The organism is Buchnera aphidicola (Macrosiphum euphorbiae) (genome assembly GCF_005237295.1).
GTDB lineage: Bacteria > Pseudomonadota > Gammaproteobacteria > Enterobacterales > Enterobacteriaceae > Buchnera > Buchnera aphidicola_AP.
Genome location: NZ_CP033006.1, coordinates 1 through 16678 on the forward strand (window position 1 = coordinate 1; position 16678 = coordinate 16678).

Annotated in this window: 15 protein-coding genes; 12 read left to right on the forward strand and 3 right to left on the reverse strand. The window is 26.8% G+C overall.

The window, feature by feature from the left end; translation table 11 throughout:
• Positions 1-181: 181 nt before the first annotated feature.
• The 9 genes from mnmG to D9V71_RS00045 all read left to right on the forward strand — a co-directional run bounded on the left by mnmG (position 182) and on the right by D9V71_RS00045 (position 8826).
• Entirely contained in the window at positions 182-2068 is a 1887-nt protein-coding gene (mnmG, locus tag D9V71_RS00005; RefSeq protein WP_158340358.1) for a tRNA uridine-5-carboxymethylaminomethyl(34) synthesis enzyme MnmG, read from the forward strand.
• A 194-nt stretch (positions 2069-2262) separates the two neighbouring features.
• Entirely contained in the window at positions 2263-3087 is an 825-nt protein-coding gene (gene atpB / locus D9V71_RS00010; protein WP_158340359.1) for a F0F1 ATP synthase subunit A, read from the forward strand.
• A gap of 36 nt (positions 3088-3123) precedes the next feature.
• The gene (gene atpE, locus D9V71_RS00015; RefSeq protein ID WP_158337861.1) at positions 3124-3363 is read left to right on the forward strand and encodes a F0F1 ATP synthase subunit C; all 240 of its coding nucleotides are present in this window, start codon (positions 3124-3126) and stop codon (positions 3361-3363) included.
• Between the two features lie 121 nt (positions 3364-3484).
• Entirely contained in the window at positions 3485-3970 is a 486-nt protein-coding gene (locus tag D9V71_RS00020) for a F0F1 ATP synthase subunit B (RefSeq protein ID WP_158340360.1), read from the forward strand.
• On the forward strand, positions 3970-4503 hold the full coding sequence (locus D9V71_RS00025) for a F0F1 ATP synthase subunit delta (RefSeq protein WP_158340361.1): 534 nt from the start codon (positions 3970-3972) through the stop codon (positions 4501-4503). The genes D9V71_RS00020 and D9V71_RS00025 overlap by 1 nt, the downstream gene beginning before the upstream one ends.
• Before the next feature lie 14 nt (positions 4504-4517).
• The gene (gene atpA, locus D9V71_RS00030) at positions 4518-6056 is read left to right on the forward strand and encodes a F0F1 ATP synthase subunit alpha (protein WP_158340362.1); all 1539 of its coding nucleotides are present in this window, start codon (positions 4518-4520) and stop codon (positions 6054-6056) included.
• Between the two features lie 34 nt (positions 6057-6090).
• The gene (atpG, locus tag D9V71_RS00035; protein ID WP_158340363.1) at positions 6091-6963 is read left to right on the forward strand and encodes a F0F1 ATP synthase subunit gamma; all 873 of its coding nucleotides are present in this window, start codon (positions 6091-6093) and stop codon (positions 6961-6963) included.
• Positions 6964-6986: 23 nt separating this feature from the next.
• Positions 6987-8384: a F0F1 ATP synthase subunit beta gene (atpD, locus tag D9V71_RS00040; RefSeq protein ID WP_158340364.1), complete on the forward strand. Its 1398-nt coding sequence runs from the start codon at positions 6987-6989 to the stop codon at positions 8382-8384.
• Between the two features lie 25 nt (positions 8385-8409).
• Positions 8410-8826: a F0F1 ATP synthase subunit epsilon gene (locus D9V71_RS00045; RefSeq protein WP_158340365.1), complete on the forward strand. Its 417-nt coding sequence runs from the start codon at positions 8410-8412 to the stop codon at positions 8824-8826.
• Between the two features lie 76 nt (positions 8827-8902).
• On the opposite strand, the gene gyrB is transcribed toward D9V71_RS00045, so the two are convergent.
• The 3 genes from gyrB to dnaA all read right to left on the reverse strand — a co-directional run bounded on the left by gyrB (position 8903) and on the right by dnaA (position 13902).
• Positions 8903-11314, reverse strand: coding sequence for a DNA topoisomerase (ATP-hydrolyzing) subunit B (gyrB, locus tag D9V71_RS00050; RefSeq protein ID WP_158340366.1), 2412 nt, complete (start codon positions 11312-11314; stop codon positions 8903-8905).
• Between the two features lie 124 nt (positions 11315-11438).
• Positions 11439-12539, reverse strand: coding sequence for a DNA polymerase III subunit beta (gene dnaN, locus D9V71_RS00055; protein ID WP_158340367.1), 1101 nt, complete (start codon positions 12537-12539; stop codon positions 11439-11441).
• 4 nt (positions 12540-12543) lie between these two features.
• Entirely contained in the window at positions 12544-13902 is a 1359-nt protein-coding gene (gene dnaA, locus D9V71_RS00060) for a chromosomal replication initiator protein DnaA (protein WP_158340368.1), read from the reverse strand.
• A gap of 457 nt (positions 13903-14359) precedes the next feature.
• Here dnaA and rpmH point away from each other — a divergent pair, with 457 nt between their 5' ends.
• The 3 genes from rpmH to yidC all read left to right on the forward strand — a co-directional run bounded on the left by rpmH (position 14360) and on the right by yidC (position 16653).
• The gene (gene rpmH / locus D9V71_RS00065; RefSeq protein ID WP_025368677.1) at positions 14360-14503 is read left to right on the forward strand and encodes a 50S ribosomal protein L34; all 144 of its coding nucleotides are present in this window, start codon (positions 14360-14362) and stop codon (positions 14501-14503) included.
• 116 nt (positions 14504-14619) lie between these two features.
• Positions 14620-14862, forward strand: a complete 243-nt coding sequence (rnpA, locus tag D9V71_RS03120) for a ribonuclease P protein component (RefSeq protein ID WP_347877305.1) — start codon at positions 14620-14622, stop codon at positions 14860-14862.
• Between the two features lie 192 nt (positions 14863-15054).
• Positions 15055-16653 carry a membrane protein insertase YidC gene (gene yidC, locus D9V71_RS00075; RefSeq protein WP_158340369.1) on the forward strand — a complete coding sequence of 533 codons (1599 nt, stop codon included), beginning with the start codon at positions 15055-15057 and terminating at the stop codon, positions 16651-16653.
• Positions 16654-16678 lie beyond the last annotated feature (25 nt).

Below are 16678 nucleotides of genomic sequence, written 5' to 3' on the forward strand. Positions count from 1 at the left end.
TTTTGTCTTTACTAATAATAATAATAATTAATATTATTTTTTTTATCTTTTGAATTTAAATCTTAAAGAAAAGAAAAAAGATCTTTCTTTTAAGATCTTATTTTTAATATTAACATGTGTTATCTTGAATGAAAGATGAATGTTATTTAAATATTTTTAAATTTTGAAAAAGGTTTTTTACATGTTGAACTTAAAAAATTTTGATGTCATTGTTATTGGAGCAGGACATGCTGGTACTGAGGCTGCGATGGCTTCAGCAAGAATGGGTTGTAAAACATTATTATTAACTCAAAAAATTACAGATTTAGGTGTGTTATCATGTAATCCAGCAATTGGTGGAATAGGAAAAAGTCATTTAGTAAAAGAAATAGATGCATTAGGTGGGGTAATGGCTGAAGCTATTGATTATTCAGGTATTCAATTTAGAATTTTAAATTCTAGCAAAGGTCCTGCTGTAAGATCTACTAGAGCTCAAGCTGATAGATTCTTGTATCATAAAACCGTTAAAAGAATATTGAAAAAACAGAATAATTTATTGATTTTAGAAGAGGAAGTTAAAGATTTAATTTTTAAAAATTATACTGTTATTGGTGTATTAACACAAAATGAAATTAATTTTTATTCAAGATCAGTTGTGTTAGCAACAGGTACTTTTTTAGGTGGTAAAATACATATAGGATTAAATAGCTATTCTGCTGGCAGAATGGGAGGGAAATCTTCTGTAGATTTATCTGTTCGTTTAAGAGAATTATCTTTGCAAGTAAATCGATTAAAGACTGGAACACCACCTCGAATTGATCTTAATAGTATCAATTTTGATGATTTATTTATTCAAAATGGTGATGTTCCTGTTCCAGTTTTTTCATTTATGGGAGATGCTTCACATCATCCTAAACAGATACCATGTTATCTGACACATACTAATGAAAAAACACATGATATAATACGTGAAAATTTACATAAGAGTCCAATATATAAAGGTTTTTTAAAGGGTTTAGGACCTCGTTATTGTCCTTCTATTGAAGATAAAGTTGTACGCTTTCCTGATAGAAAATCACATCAAATATTTTTAGAACCTGAAGGATTATCTAGTATTAAAATATATCCTAATGGTATTTCAACTAGTCTTCCATTAGAAATTCAAAAAAAAATAGTAAATTCTATAAAAGGTTTAGAAAGATCTAAAATTATAAGTCCCGGATATGCTATCGAATACGATTTTTTTGATCCAAAAGATTTAAATTTAACTTTAGAAAGCAAATTAATTAAAGGATTATTTTTTGCTGGTCAAATTAACGGTACTACTGGTTATGAAGAAGCGGCTTCACAAGGATTATTAGCAGGTTTAAATGCAGGATTAAATTCTATGAATTCTGAAGGTTGGTTTCCTAGGCGTGATCAAGCTTATTTAGGTGTTTTAATAGATGATCTTACAACTCAAGGGACGAAAGAACCATATCGAATGTTTACTTCACGTGCAGAATATCGATTAACATTAAGAGAAGATAATGCAGATTTACGTTTAACTGAAATTGGTTATAAGTTTGGTTTGGTAAATAATTTAAGATGGATTCGTTATAATGAAAAAGTATTAAATATTAAAACGGAAAAAAAGCGTTTGAAAAAAATGAAAATACGTCCTTTATCTTCTGATGCTCATACCTTAAATCAAGTATGTAATATCAATGTAATCAAAGAAACAAGTATAGTTGAATTATTAAAACGACCAGAAGTTAGATATAGCAATTTGCAAATTTTAAAAGTGTTCGAAATCGGCATTTCTGATTTAGAAGCTATAGAACAAATAGAAAATGAAATTAAATATGCGGGTTATATTAAACGACAATCAGAAGAAATTGAGCGACATTTAAAAAATGAAAATACTTTCTTGCCACTTACTTGCGATTACAATAAAATAAAAGGTTTATCTTCTGAGGTAGCTAAAAAATTGAATGATTATAAACCTGTTTCTATTGGTCAAGCATCACGAATTTCAGGTATTACACCAGCTGCTATATCAATTTTATTAATTTATTTAAAAAAAGAATCTTATAAAAATTTTTTATAGTATATAATTATTGAATGTGTATTTTTTAATCAATTTTACTATAATGTTTAAAAATTAAAATTTGATTTTAAGCAATTTAAAATACATAATAATTTTCCAAATTTGTTTTAAACCCTTAAATATTAACGGTTTGCTGAATGTATTTTTGTTATTGTATAATTTTTTTTAAAATTATAAAAATATGAGAGAACACTATGATTTTAGAAAAGATATCTGATCCTCAAAAATATATTAGTCATCATTTAAATCATTTACAGATAGATTTACGTTATTTTCAAATTGTTAAACCAGGCACGTTTTCTTCTCATTATTGGACTTTAAATATTGATTCAATAATTTTTTCTCTTGTGCTTGGCAGTTTGTTTTTAGGTGTTTTTTATATAGTAGGAAAAAAAATTACTAGAGGTGTACCAAATAAATTGCAAACTGCAATTGAATTAATTTTTGAATTTGTAAATTCAAATGTACAAAGCATGTATCAAGGTAAAAATTCTCTTATTGCACCTTTGTCATTAACAGTATTTGTTTGGGTTTTTTTAATGAATTTAATGGATTTAGTACCAATTGATTTTTTTCCATTTATTTCTGAAAAAGCATTTGATTTGCCAGCTATTCGAATTGTACCTTCTGCTGATATTAATATTACATTATCAATGTCACTTGGGGTTTTTATTTTGATTTTATTTTATACTATTAAAATAAAAGGATGTATGGGTTTTTTCAAAGAACTTACTTTACAACCTTTTAACCATCCTGTATTTTTTATTTTTAATTTCATATTAGAATTTGTATCATTGCTTTCTAAACCAATTTCTTTAGGATTGCGATTGTTTGGAAACATGTACGCAGGTGAAATGATTTTTATTTTAATTGCAGGTTTGCTTCCATGGTGGTCACAATGTTTTTTAAATGTACCATGGGCTATTTTTCATATTTTAATAATTTCACTACAGGCTTTTATTTTTATGGTATTAACTATTGTATATTTATCAATGGCTTCTCAATCTCATAGAGATTAAAATCTATCGTGATTTTATTAAAAACTGGAGTTTCTAATGGAAAATTTAAATGTTGACATGCTTTATATAGCAGTGGCTATAATGGTTGGATTAGCATCAATTGGAGCAGCAATCGGCATTGGGATTTTAGGTAGTAAATTTTTAGAGGGAGCTGCTAGACAACCTGATTTAGTTCCGTTATTAAGAACACAGTTTTTTGTTGTTATGGGATTAGTTGATGCGATTCCAATGATTGCTGTAGGTTTGGGTTTATATATGCTTTTTGCTATTTCATAATTTTTTTATTGTGATTTTTTTTGTAAAAAATATATTATATTAGATTACTATAATAAAATCTTTACGTTTTTTTAGATAACGTAAAGATTAATTTTTATCTTGATATAAAAGGTGCATTATTGTGAATCTTAATGCGACAATTCTTGGACAAGCTATTTCATTTGTTTTATTTGTCTGGTTTTGTATGAAATATATTTGGCCTCCTATTATTTTAACTATTGAAACTAGACAAAAAGAAATTGAAGAATCATTGATCAATTCAAAAAAAGCTCAGGATGAATTATGTATTCTTGAAAAAAAAATACAGAAAGATATCATTGAGGCTAAACAAAAAGCATCGAATATTTTAAACGAAGCAAATAAACAAAAAACGTTAATTTTAGAAGAAGCAAGAAAAGATGCTTTAGAAGAAGCTAAAAAGATTCTTTCAAATGCTCAGTCAGAAATCGAAATTTCTATTATGCATGCACGTAAAAATTTACATAAAGAAGTAGTAGATTTATCTGTTTCTATAGCAGAAAAAATCATTAAAAAAAATATTTCTAAAGATGATAATCAAAATTTATTAGATCAATTAATTGTTTCTTTATCACAGGTGAAAAATTAATGTCAGCAATAGATACTGTTTCTAGACCTTATGCTCAAGCAATTTTTGAAACTGCTATCGAAAATAATAAAATTGAAGAATGGAAAAATATTTTAATTTTTATTAAAATGATTGCTTCTTGTAAAAAAGTCAGAAATTTTTTATCAGGTTCGCTTTCGCCTCAATATTTATCATTAGTATTTATTACAATTAGTAGTGATGTAATTAATGAAAATGCAAAAAATTTAATAAAATTATTAGCTGACAATCAACGTCTTAAAATATTAGATAACATACTAGAACAATTTCTAAAATTAGAAGCGTGTCATAAAAAAATTATAATTATTGAGTTAAGATCGGCATTTTTTTTAAAAGAAAAACAAATTGTTAAAATAAGAAAAATATTAGAACAGTTCTTTTTAAGAAAAGCTAAATTAATATGTAAAGTGGAACCTGATATGCTTGATGGTATAATTATAAAGGTGGATGATACTGTTTTTGATCTATCTGGTCAAAACCATCTTAAACAATTATCTGATGCTTTAAATTTTTAAGAGAATAATAATACATGAGATTAAATTCTACAGAAATCAGTAAATTAATTAAAGAAAGAATAGCTCAATTTGAAGTTTTTAATCAATCATATACTGAAGGTTCTATTATTTCTGTAAGTGATGGTATTTTAAGAATAAATGGTCTTTCTGATGTCATGTTAGGAGAGATGATTTTATTGCCTAACAATGAATATGCGATTGCTTTAAATATAGAAAGAGATACAATCGGTGCCGTGGTCATGGGACCTTATGTTCATATTACTGAAGGAACTAAAGTACAGTGCACAGGGAAAATACTAGAAGTTCCGGTTGGTTATAATTTCTTAGGTCGAGTAGTAAATGCATTAGGTTTTCCTATTGATGGAAAAAGTGCTATAAAAAATGATTGTTATTTTCCAATAGAAGCAGATGCACCTGGTGTAATTGATAGGCAATCGATTAATGAGCCAATACAAACAGGTTATAAAGTTATTGACGCAATGATTCCTATTGGTCGAGGACAACGTGAATTGATTATTGGTGATAGACAAACAGGAAAAACAGCACTTGCAATAGATACAATTATTAATCAGAAAAAGTCAGGTATTAAATGTGTTTATGTTGCTATTGGACAAAAACTTTCTACAATTATTAATGTGGTTAGAAAATTAGAAGAAAATGATTCTTTATCTAATACAGTTATAGTAGTAGCTTCTGCTGCAGAAGCAGCAGCTTTACAATATTTAGCTCCATATTCTGGTTGTGCAATAGCAGAATTTTTTCGAAATCGAGGAGAAGATGCTTTAATTGTTTATGATGATCTTTCAAAACATGCAATAGCTTATCGTCAAATTTCTTTATTATTACGTAGACCACCTGGTAGAGAAGCTTTTCCAGGAGATATATTTTATCTTCATTCCCGTTTATTAGAAAGAGCATCTCGGATTTCTGCAGAATATGTACAAAAAATAACTAAAAATAAAATTATTGGAAAAACAGGTTCAATTACAGCTTTACCTATTATTGAAACACAATCTGGAGATGTTTCTGCTTTTGTTCCTACTAATGTAATTTCTATTACTGATGGTCAAATTTTTTTAGAATCAAATTTATTTAATTCAGGTATTCGTCCTGCCGTAAATCCTGGTATATCAGTTTCTCGGGTAGGAAGTGCTGCACAAAGTATAATAATTAAAAAATTGTCTTCTGGGATTCGTACAGCATTAGCACAATATCAAGAACTTGCAGCATTTTCACAATTTGCATCTGATTTAGATGATACGACTAGAAAACAATTAGATTATGGTCAGAAGATCACAGAATTATTAAAACAAAAACAGTATTCACCTATTTCTATAGCTGAACAAGGTCTGATACTTTTTGTTGCAGAAAACAATTTTCTTGATGATGTTTCTATAGATCAAATAACTAGATTTGAAAGAGAAATATTGATATATGCTAAGAACCATTATTCTGATTTAATAAGACGAATTAATAAAACAGGCGATTTTAATATTTCTATAGAAAAAGAATTTATAAAATTAATTACTGATTTTAAAAAAAATAAATTTTAAAAAAATATAATTAATAAGTTAAAAAGAGAAAATAGTGACTAGTACAAAAGAAATAAGAAATCAAATTATTAGTGTTATTAATACGAGAAAAATTACTAAAGCTATGGAAATGGTTGCAGTTTCTAAAATGAGGAAAACTGAACAAAGAATGAAATTTGGTCGACCATATTCTGATATTATTAGAAAAGTCATTGATCATGTTACACAAGGAAGTTTAGAATACAAACATTGTTATTTAGAAAAAAGAAAAACTAAACGTATTGGCATAATTGTAATATCTACTGATAGGGGATTGTGCGGAAGTTTAAATACTAATCTTTTTAAACAAGTACTATTTAAAATTCAAGAATTTGCTAGAATAAATATTCCATGTGATTTGATATTATTTGGTTTAAAAAGTTTATCTGTATTTAAACTATTTGAAAGTAATATTCTTGCAAAAGTAACTAATTTGGGAGAAAATCCTCGATTAGAAAAATTAATTAATTCTGTTGAAATTATATTAAAAGCATATGAATATAAACAGATTGATAAAATTTTTATTGCTTATAACAAATTTCATAATAAAATGCTACAGTATCCTAGAGTTACGCAGTTATTGCCATTTTCTAAAAAAAATGTTAATGATATAAGAAGTAATAATTGGGATTATTTATACGAACCGGAATCAAAATTAATTTTAGATACATTGTTTAATCGATATATAGAATCTCAAGTATATCAAAGTATTTTAGAAAATATAGCAAGTGAACAAGCTGCTCGTATGATTGCAATGAAAACAGCTACAGATAATAGTGGCAATCGTATTAAAGAATTACAGTTAGTCTATAATAAAGTTCGTCAGGCTAATATTACTCAAGAATTAACTGAAATTGTTGCAGGTGCATCAGCAGTTTCAATGGATTAAAATTAGTTAGAGGTTTTAAAATAATGGCTACTGGAAAAATTATCCAAATTATTGGTGCTGTAGTCGATGTAGAATTTAATCAAGATTCAGTGCCGAAAATATATAACGCCTTAGAAGTTAAAAATCAGCAATATAAACTAATTTTAGAAGTACAGCAACAATTAGGTGCAGGTGTTGTACGAACTATTGCCATGGGTTCGTCTAATGGTTTAAAACGAGGTTTAGTTGTTACTGATCTTGGACACTATATAAAAGTTCCTGTAGGAGAAGCAACACTAGGGCGTATAATCAATGTATTGGGTGAAACAATAGATAATAAAGGATCATTGAAAAATAAAGATTTTTCTGAAATTGAATATTGGGAAATTCATCGTTCACCTCCAATTTATAAAGAACAAGCTAGTTCTAGAGAAATATTAGAAACTGGAATAAAAGTCATTGATTTAATTTGTCCTTTTTCAAAAGGTGGAAAAGTTGGTTTATTTGGAGGGGCAGGTGTAGGAAAAACAGTTAATATGATGGAACTAATTCGGAATATTGCTGTGGAACATTCTGGTTATTCAGTTTTTACAGGAGTAGGTGAAAGAACTCGAGAAGGAAATGATTTTTATCATGAAATGAATGATTCTAAAGTTTTAGATAAAGTTTCTCTTGTATATGGACAAATGAATGAACCTCCAGGGAATAGATTACGAGTTGCTTTTACAGGTCTTACTATTGCAGAAAAATTTCGTGATGAAGGGAAAGATGTCTTATTATTCATTGATAATATATATCGTTATACATTAGCAGGTACAGAAGTTTCTGCCTTACTTGGTCGTATGCCATCTGCAGTAGGTTATCAACCGACTTTAGCAGAAGAAATGGGTCTTCTTCAGGAAAGAATTACATCAACAAAAAAAGGTTCAATTACTTCTGTTCAAGCTGTATATGTCCCTGCTGATGATTTAACAGATCCTTCGCCAGCAACAACATTTGCACATTTAGATTCTACAGTTACATTAAGTCGTCAAATAGCATCATTAGGAATCTATCCTGCTATTGATCCATTAAATTCAACAAGTCGTCAATTAGATCCTTATATTGTAGGAGACGAACATTATGAAACCGCATTAGGTGTACAGTCAATATTACAAAGGTATCAAGAATTAAAAGATATTATTGCTATTTTAGGTATGGATGAACTTGCAGAAAAAGATAAATTATTAGTATCACGAGCACGAAAAATACAAAAATTTTTATCTCAGCCTTTTTTTGTTGCAGAAGTTTTTACTGGTTCTCCAGGTAAATATGTTTCATTGAAAGATAATATTCGCGCTTTTAAAGGGATTATAGAAGGTGAATTTGATTCTTTACCAGAACAAGCATTTTATATGGTAGGTTCTATTGAGGAAGTGATAGAGAAAGCAAAAAAAATATAATTTTTTAAGATGAATAGGATATTTTATGGATTTTTATTTAGATATAGTGAGCGTAAAAAAACGTATATTTTCTGGTTTTGTAAAAAAAATACGAGTTTCTGGAAGTGAGGGAGAACTCGGTATTTATCCCGGACATACTCAATTATTGAGTATAATTAAACCTGGAATAGTATACATTTCTCATAAATCAGATAAAAAAGAAGAATGTCTTTATATATCAGGAGGTATATTAGAAGTTCAACCTTCTATTGTATCTATTTTAGCAGATGTTGTTATTCGTGCTGTTGATTTAGATCGGAACCGTATTTTAAAAACAAAAAAAAACGCTGAAAAATATATTAAAAATAAAGACATAAACATTAATAGAGATGACATTTTATTGCAAATTTCTAAAGAAATTGCAAAATTAAGAGTACTTGAAATGATGGATAAATTTAAATGACAAACAATCTTTCGCGGCTGGTTTTTTCCTGCCGCAAATATTTTAAAAATTTATATTTTAAATATTAAAAATCTTTTTAAACATCAATATTTTCTGCTTTTAAAGCGTTGTTTTCTATAAATTTTCTCCTAGGTTCTACTGCATCTCCCATAAGAGTATTGAATAAATTATTAGCAGAAACTGCGTCTTTAACAGTTACTTGAAGCATATTTCTAGTTTCAGGATTCATCGTTGTATTCCATAATTGTTCTGGATTCATTTCTCCTAATCCTTTATATCTTTGTATAAATACCCCGCGTTTAGATTGTTTAATTAACCACTCCAGTGTATTTTTTATATTATCTATTTTATAGAAATATCCTGATTTTTCCACTAGAACTTCATTTGAAAAATATTTTCTAAATTTTTCACCTAAATTAGTAATTAATAAGTATTCCTTGCTCTTTAAAAATTCTTCTTTAAATTCATATTTTTTATGGTATGCATATCTAGATATTTTTATAGTAGGTTCAAATATATTTTGATCAAAATTCTTTTTGATTTCTGTTGAATAATAACTATTACTTTTATCATTTTTGTTTAAATTTTCTGCTAGTTTTTTTATCCATTCTTCTACTATTTTAATGTCTTTTAAATCAGATAAATGAGTATGATAAATTAGTTCGTTAAATACTAATTTTGGAAAATAATGTTTACTTTTTTCCATAAAAATTTGCATAAAATGATATTCGGATATGATCTTTTTAAATTTTTTTAGGTTTTCATTAATATCAGAATTATTTTTGCTTTTTAAGGTAAGATCTTTTAAAGCATTTTTAATTTGATACTTATTCATCTCTGTATCGTTTTTGATATATTCTTCTTTTTTTCCTTTTTTTAGTTTATATAATGGAGGTTGTGCAATGTAAATATATCCTTTTTCAATTAACTCAGGTAATTGACGATAAAAAAAAGTTAAGAGAAGTGTACGGATATGTGCACCATCTACATCAGCATCTGTCATTATAATAATATAGTGATACCTTAATTTATCTATATTATATTCGTTTTTACCAATTCCACATCCTAATGCAGTGATAAGAGAAGCGACTTCTTGAGAGAGAATCATTTTATCGAATTTTGCTTTTTCAACATTTAATATTTTTCCTTTAAGAGGAAGAATAGCTTGATTTTTTCTATTTCTTCCCTGTTTAGCAGAACCACCTGCTGAATCACCTTCCACTAAATAAATTTCAGAAAATTTAGGATTATTTTCTTGACAGTCAGATAATTTTCCAGGTAAAGCACCTAGATCTAATATATTCTTTCTTTTGTTGATTTCTCTAGCTCGTCGTGCTGCATCTCTGATTTTAGCAGCATTAATAATTTTTTGAATAATAGATTTTGAGTCAGAAGGATTTTCTAAAAGATATTCAATAAGGTTTTCATTAATTAATGATTCTATGACTGATCTTGCTTCAGAAGAGACTAACTTATCTTTAGTTTGAGATGAAAATTTTGGATCAGGTATTTTAATTGATATAATAGCTGTTAATCCTTCACGTACATCTTCACCTATTATAGTAGTTTTACTTTTTTTATTATATCCTTCTCTTTCTATATGTAGATTTAATGTTCGTGTCATACCAGAACGAAAACCAGCTAAATGTGTTCCACCATCTTTTTGCGGTATGTTATTTGTAAAACACAATATATTCTCTTGATGGGAATTACTCCATTGCATAGCAATTTCTAGCTCTATTTGATCTTTTATAGATCGAAAATAGAATATGTGCGAATGAATAGGTGTTTTTTTTTTGTTTAAGAATTTAATAAATGCTTTGATACCTCCTTTATAGTGGTAGCAATTTTTAATATTAGTTCTATTATCTTCTAAATGAATAGCAATATTTGAATTAAGAAAAGATAGTTCGCGTAAACGTTTAGACAAGATTTCATATTGAAATTTAATATTATTGGTAAAAGTTTTATAGCTTGGCCAGAATCTTATATATGTACCTGTTAAATCAGTTGCTCCAATAGCAGAAAGAGGATTTTCCGGTTTTCCATTTCTATATATTTGTTGATATTTTTTTTTATTTTTATAAATTATCAATTCTAATTTTTCTGATAAAGCATTAACAACTGATATTCCTACACCATGTAATCCTCCTGATATTTGATATGAAGAATTATCAAATTTTCCACCTGAATGTAAGACTGTCATAATTACTTCTGCAGCTGAAATATTTTCTTCAGGATGAATATCTGTAGGTATACCTCTACCATTATCTTTTACAGAAACTGAATTATCTGAATGAATAGTTACTATTATTTCCTTGCAATAACCTGATAATGCTTCATCTATGGAATTGTCTACTATTTCAAAAACCATATGATGTAACCCACTACCATCATCTGTATCTCCAATATACATGCCTGGTCTTTTACGAACAGCATCTAATCCTCTTAAAATTTTAATATTAGAAGAGTTATATGTATTCTTCATAATTTTTCCTATGATCTTTTTAAGCAAAATAATAATCAATTAATTTTATATTGTTATAAAAAAGAAATGATATTGAAATTATTCTGAATTATTTTTTATATTTTACATGCAGTGTTTACAATATTTAACGTTTTAATAACATTACAACATATAATGTTGAATCATCATTTTCTGCTTCAATTTGTATTGAATTATTAGAATTATTTAAAAATAAAATAATATTTTCACTAGTAATAGAATTTAATATTTCTAGTATATAATACACATTAATTGATATTTCTACTTCATCTCCAGTATAATTTATATTAAATGTATCTTCTGCTGTTTCTTCTTCTTGATTATCAGATAATACTTTAAATTGATTATTTCTGATATGAATTTCTACTCCACAAAATTTTTCATGAGATAAAATAGCCGCACGTAATAGTGATTGTTTTAATAATTTAGAATTAAAGGTAATAAAATGATTTCTTGTTTGAAGCAAAACACTTTTATAATCAGGATATTGTCCTTCAATTAATTGTGCAGTAAAAATGAGATCTTCTATATATATTCTGATATTATTTTTTCCAACTAAAATTCGTATTAGTTGCGTTGGAATATTTAATAATCTATATAGTTCGATAACTCCTTTTCTCGGGATAATTATTGAAAAAGGAACTGTATTTTCTTGTAGAATGGTTTTTGAAATTCCAAGACGATAACCATCTGTAGCTACTGTATAAAGTGATTTATCTGTTATTTCTAATAACATGCCATTAAGGTAATATCGTACATCTTGTTTACCCATAGAAAATTGAGTTTTTTCTATCATTTCTTTTAAAACGTTTGAAGATATAAAAAATTCTGCAATATGATGAAAGTTATGATTATTTGGAAAGTTATCAGAAGGCAAGGTGGTTAATATATAACTGCTGTTATCAGAAATAATATGCATTTTATTTTTATTTAGTTGCATTTGTATATCTGATAAATCCAATGAATTTCGACAAATATCTAAAAGTTTTCGACCTGAAATTGTTGTGCTGCCTGCTATATAGTCTGTAGATAATTTAATAGTAGCAATTAATTCTATTTCTAAATTAGTAGCTGTTAATGATAAAATTCCATTTTTTACAGTAATTAATATATTTTCTAAAACAGGAAAAGAATTATTTTTTATAAGCAAGCGACTTATTTTTTGTAAATGTTTAATTAAAATATTTTTTTTTATAATAAATTTCATATGATTACACTGATAGAGTTCTGATTAAATTTAAAAAATCTTTTTTAATATCGTTACTTTCTTCTCGTAATTGTTCGATTTTACGACATGCATGTAGTACTGTTGTATGATCTCTACCGCTAAAAGCATCTCCAATTTCAGGCAAACTATGATTAGTTAATTTTTTTATCATTGCCATTGCCATTTGTCTTGGACGAGCTATTGAACGTGAACGTTTTTTCGATAATAGATCAGTAACTTTAATTTTATAATATTCTGCAACTGTTTTTTGAATATTATCAATGGTAATTAGTTTTTCTTGTAGAGCCAGTATATCTCGAAGCGCTTCACGAACAAAATCTACAGTAATAGCACGATGAGTAAAACGAGAGTTAACAATAACTCGATTAAGAGCACCTTCTAATTCTCGTACATTAGAACGTAAATTTTTAGCAATAAAGAAAGCTACTTCATTAGATAATGAAACATTATTTTCGTCAGCTTTTTTTATAAGAATAGCGACTCTTGTTTCTATTTCTGGTGGATCTATAGCAACAGTAAGACCCCAACTAAATCTTGATTTAAGACGATCTTCAACTCCATTAATTTCCTTAGGATAACGGTCAGAAGTTAAGATGATTTGTTGATTTCCTTCTAATAGAGCATTGAATGTATGAAAGAATTCTTCTTGTGAACGTTCTTTATATGCAAAAAATTGAATGTCATCAATTAATAATGCATCAACAGAACGATAATATAATTTAAATTTTTCAATAGCATTATTTTTTAACGCTTTTACCATATCTTGTACAAAACGTTCGGAATTCATGAAAATGATTTTAATGTCATATTTATATGCTAAGATTTCATTTCCTATAGCATGCAGCAAATGAGTTTTTCCTAGTCCTGTTGCACCATATAAGAATAATGGATTATAAGAATTTCCAGGGTTTTTTGCTGCTTGAAACGCTACAGATCGTGCCAGTTGATTAGATTTTCCTTCTATAAAATTTTCAAAATTATGTTTTTTATTAATATTAGAACGATAAGGAAAATTTTTACATGCTGGGATCTTAGACCAGATTAGTTTTTTATTAAAAGAATTCTTCGAAATATTTTTTTTTAGTTTTTTTTCTTTATAAATTTGATATATTTCAAATTTTATTGATGGAGAATTAGAACCGCAAACATCTTGCAGTATTTTTTTAAAGCGAATTAAGTATTTATCTTTTACCCAATCCAAAACAAATTTATTTGGAGCATATATTTCTAAAATGTTATTGTTTAGTTTGGCCTTCAGAGAGCGTATCCACATACTAAACTCTGTAGTTGGTAGCTCATTCTGTAACCGGTCAAGACACTGTTTCCAAAGACAAAGTGACACGGTAGACTCCAAGCGAACACAATTAATAAAAAATAAAATTTGAAAGTTATTGTTTTTTATACTTTTACTTTGATATACATCATCTTAATTTTATATAAGTTTTTATATAAAATTATATTTTTTTACATTAAAAGCTATACAATCTAAGATTGGTGAGTATAACGAAAAGGATATAATATATTTTTGAGATATTTTTTTATCTAAAGAAGTGATTTTTAGATCTACTGTTATATTTATAAATAAAATATAGTTATCATACCAGAATACAAAATTAAAAATATTTTTTTAGATAAGTCAATGTTGAATGTATTTTAATGAATAAATATTATTATTAATTTTTTTCCATATTTAATGATTTTAACAAAGTTCATTGACTATATCATTGAGAATAATTACTCTTAGTAAAAGTGAATCTTATAAATTATATTTAATATAAAATAGTCAGGTAAACATTAAAATGAAACGAACTTTTCAACCATCAGTATTAAAACGCAATCGTTCACATGGATTTAGAATTCGTATGGCAACAAAAAATGGTCGTTATATTTTATCACGAAGACGTGCTAAATTAAGAACTCGTTTAACTGTTTCTAGTAAATAGCAGGTTAATATTGTGCTTAATTATTTCTTTAAAAAAAAACTACGATTATCTAATTCCATAAATTTTCAAGATGTTTTTAAAAAACCTTTAAAAAAAAAAATACTTTAGAAATAAGTATTTTAGGACGTTTTAATTTATTAGGATATCCCAGATTGGGTCTTAGCATTCCCCGAAAAAATATTAAATATGCTCATAATCGAAATTTAATTAAACGATTAGTTCGAGAAACTTTTCGTTTATTGCAATACAAATTGCTTTTCATGGATTTTGTGGTGATAGCGAAAAAAAATATTCTTTGTTTAAATAATAAGAACATAATAGATATGCTGAATAGTTTGTGGGCGAATTATTATAGATAATTTGATTTTTATTCAATAGAAATTATCTCGGTATAAATATAATATAAAATTTTTTATTCTGTATATTTTGAGTATATTATTTAGTTTCAATGTAATTTTAATGATTCTATGGTAATTAAAATAACATCCTTTAGATATAGGTGAATAAAATTATTTACCTTTAAATATTAAAGATAAAAGTGAATATTAATTATGGAAGTACAACGTAATTTTTTTATTTTTGCTTTTTTATTTGTTTCTTTTTTACTTTGGCAAGCATGGCAAAGTCAATCATTTTTAAATAACAAAACAAATGAAAAAACAGTTCCCATGTTTCATTCTATTGATACCAAAAAAAATGAAAAGCAAATTTTTATTAAAAACAATGTAATCAGTTTAGTGGTTAATATGTATGGTGGAGACATAGAAGAAGCATCTTTACTTGCATATAAAGATAAACTACATTCATCTAAACCTTTTAAATTACTTGAAACTGCATCTGATTTTGTTTATCAGGCACAAAGTGGACTCATTGGAAAAGATGGTCCTGATAATTCAGTAAATCATAGTAGACCATTATATTTTTCTAATAAAAAATTTTTTTCATTAGAAGATAATAAAAAAGAATTACGTGTCCCTATAAAATGGGTGGGTAAAAATGGTGTGATTTATATAAAAACCTTTATTCTCAAACCCAATAGATATGATATAGAAATAGAATATGATATTTATAATTCAAGCAAAGAAACTTTGAAAGTAAATATGTTTGGACAGATAAAACAAACAATTAATCTGCCTAAAAAACGTAATATTTATAGTGGTAATTTCGCTCTTCAAACTTTTCGTGGAGCTGCTTATTCGAGTGTTGATAATAAGTATGAAAAATATAAATTTGATATGATTTCTAATAATAAAAACTTGCATATTATGACTGAAAATGGATGGATAGCAATGTTGCAACAATATTTTGCAGTTGCTTGGATTCCTCAAAATTTAGGTCAAAATACAATATATACCTCTAGTCTAGATCATGATATCGCTGCAATTGGATATAAGTCTCCTTCAATTAGTATCTTACCTAATACTAGATCTATTATAAAATCAAAACTATGGATTGGTCCTGAAATACAAAATGAAATGAAATCTATTGCACCAAATTTAGACTTGACAGTTGATTATGGTTGGCTCTGGTTTTTATCTCAGCCATTGTTTAAATTATTAACTATATTATATAATATTGTAGGGAATTGGGGTTTTTCTATCATTTTAATTACCTTTATTATGAAAGCTATAACTTATCCTCTAACAAAAGCACAATATATTTCTATGGCAAAAATGCGTGCATTACAACCAAAAATAAAGGAGATAAAAGAAAAATTTTCAAATGATAAACAACGTATTAGTCAAGAAATGATGCTTTTATATAAAAAAGAAAAAATAAATCCTTTGGGTGGATTTTTACCTATTTTTATTCAAATGCCAATTTTTTTATCTCTTTATTATATGCTTATAGGATCTGTTGAATTACGTCATGCTCCTTTTTTATTATGGATTCATGATTTATCGAGTCAGGATCCATATTATGTTTTGCCTATAATAATGGGTTTAACAATGTTTTTCATTCAAAAGACATCGTCTACTAATCACATTTCTGATCCATTTCAAAAAAAGATTATGAATTTTATGCCTGTGATTTTTACCGTATTTTTTTTATGGTTTCCTTCAGGATTAGTTTTATATTATATAATCAGCAATTTAGTGACTATTATACAACAAAAGTTTATCTTATCTAAATTAGAAAAAAATAGATAAATTTTTTAAATAATCATTGTTTAAA

Bases quoted from the DNA above. Each gene is read 5' to 3' on its own strand.
- gyrB (WP_158340366.1), bottom strand. From the start codon at position 11,314: ATGAAGAATACATATAACTCTTCTAATATTAAAATTTTAAGAGGATTA.
- D9V71_RS00045 (WP_158340365.1), top strand. From the start codon at position 8,410: ATGGATTTTTATTTAGATATAGTGAGCGTAAAAAAACGTATATTTTCT.
- atpD (WP_158340364.1), top strand. From the start codon at position 6,987: ATGGCTACTGGAAAAATTATCCAAATTATTGGTGCTGTAGTCGATGTA.
- mnmG (WP_158340358.1), top strand. From the start codon at position 182: ATGTTGAACTTAAAAAATTTTGATGTCATTGTTATTGGAGCAGGACAT.
- D9V71_RS00025 (WP_158340361.1), top strand. From the start codon at position 3,970: ATGTCAGCAATAGATACTGTTTCTAGACCTTATGCTCAAGCAATTTTT.
- atpB (WP_158340359.1), top strand. From the start codon at position 2,263: ATGATTTTAGAAAAGATATCTGATCCTCAAAAATATATTAGTCATCAT.
- yidC (WP_158340369.1), top strand. From the start codon at position 15,055: ATGGAAGTACAACGTAATTTTTTTATTTTTGCTTTTTTATTTGTTTCT.
- atpA (WP_158340362.1), top strand. From the start codon at position 4,518: ATGAGATTAAATTCTACAGAAATCAGTAAATTAATTAAAGAAAGAATA.
- dnaN (WP_158340367.1), bottom strand. From the start codon at position 12,539: ATGAAATTTATTATAAAAAAAAATATTTTAATTAAACATTTACAAAAA.
- atpE (WP_158337861.1), top strand. From the start codon at position 3,124: ATGGAAAATTTAAATGTTGACATGCTTTATATAGCAGTGGCTATAATG.
- rpmH (WP_025368677.1), top strand. From the start codon at position 14,360: ATGAAACGAACTTTTCAACCATCAGTATTAAAACGCAATCGTTCACAT.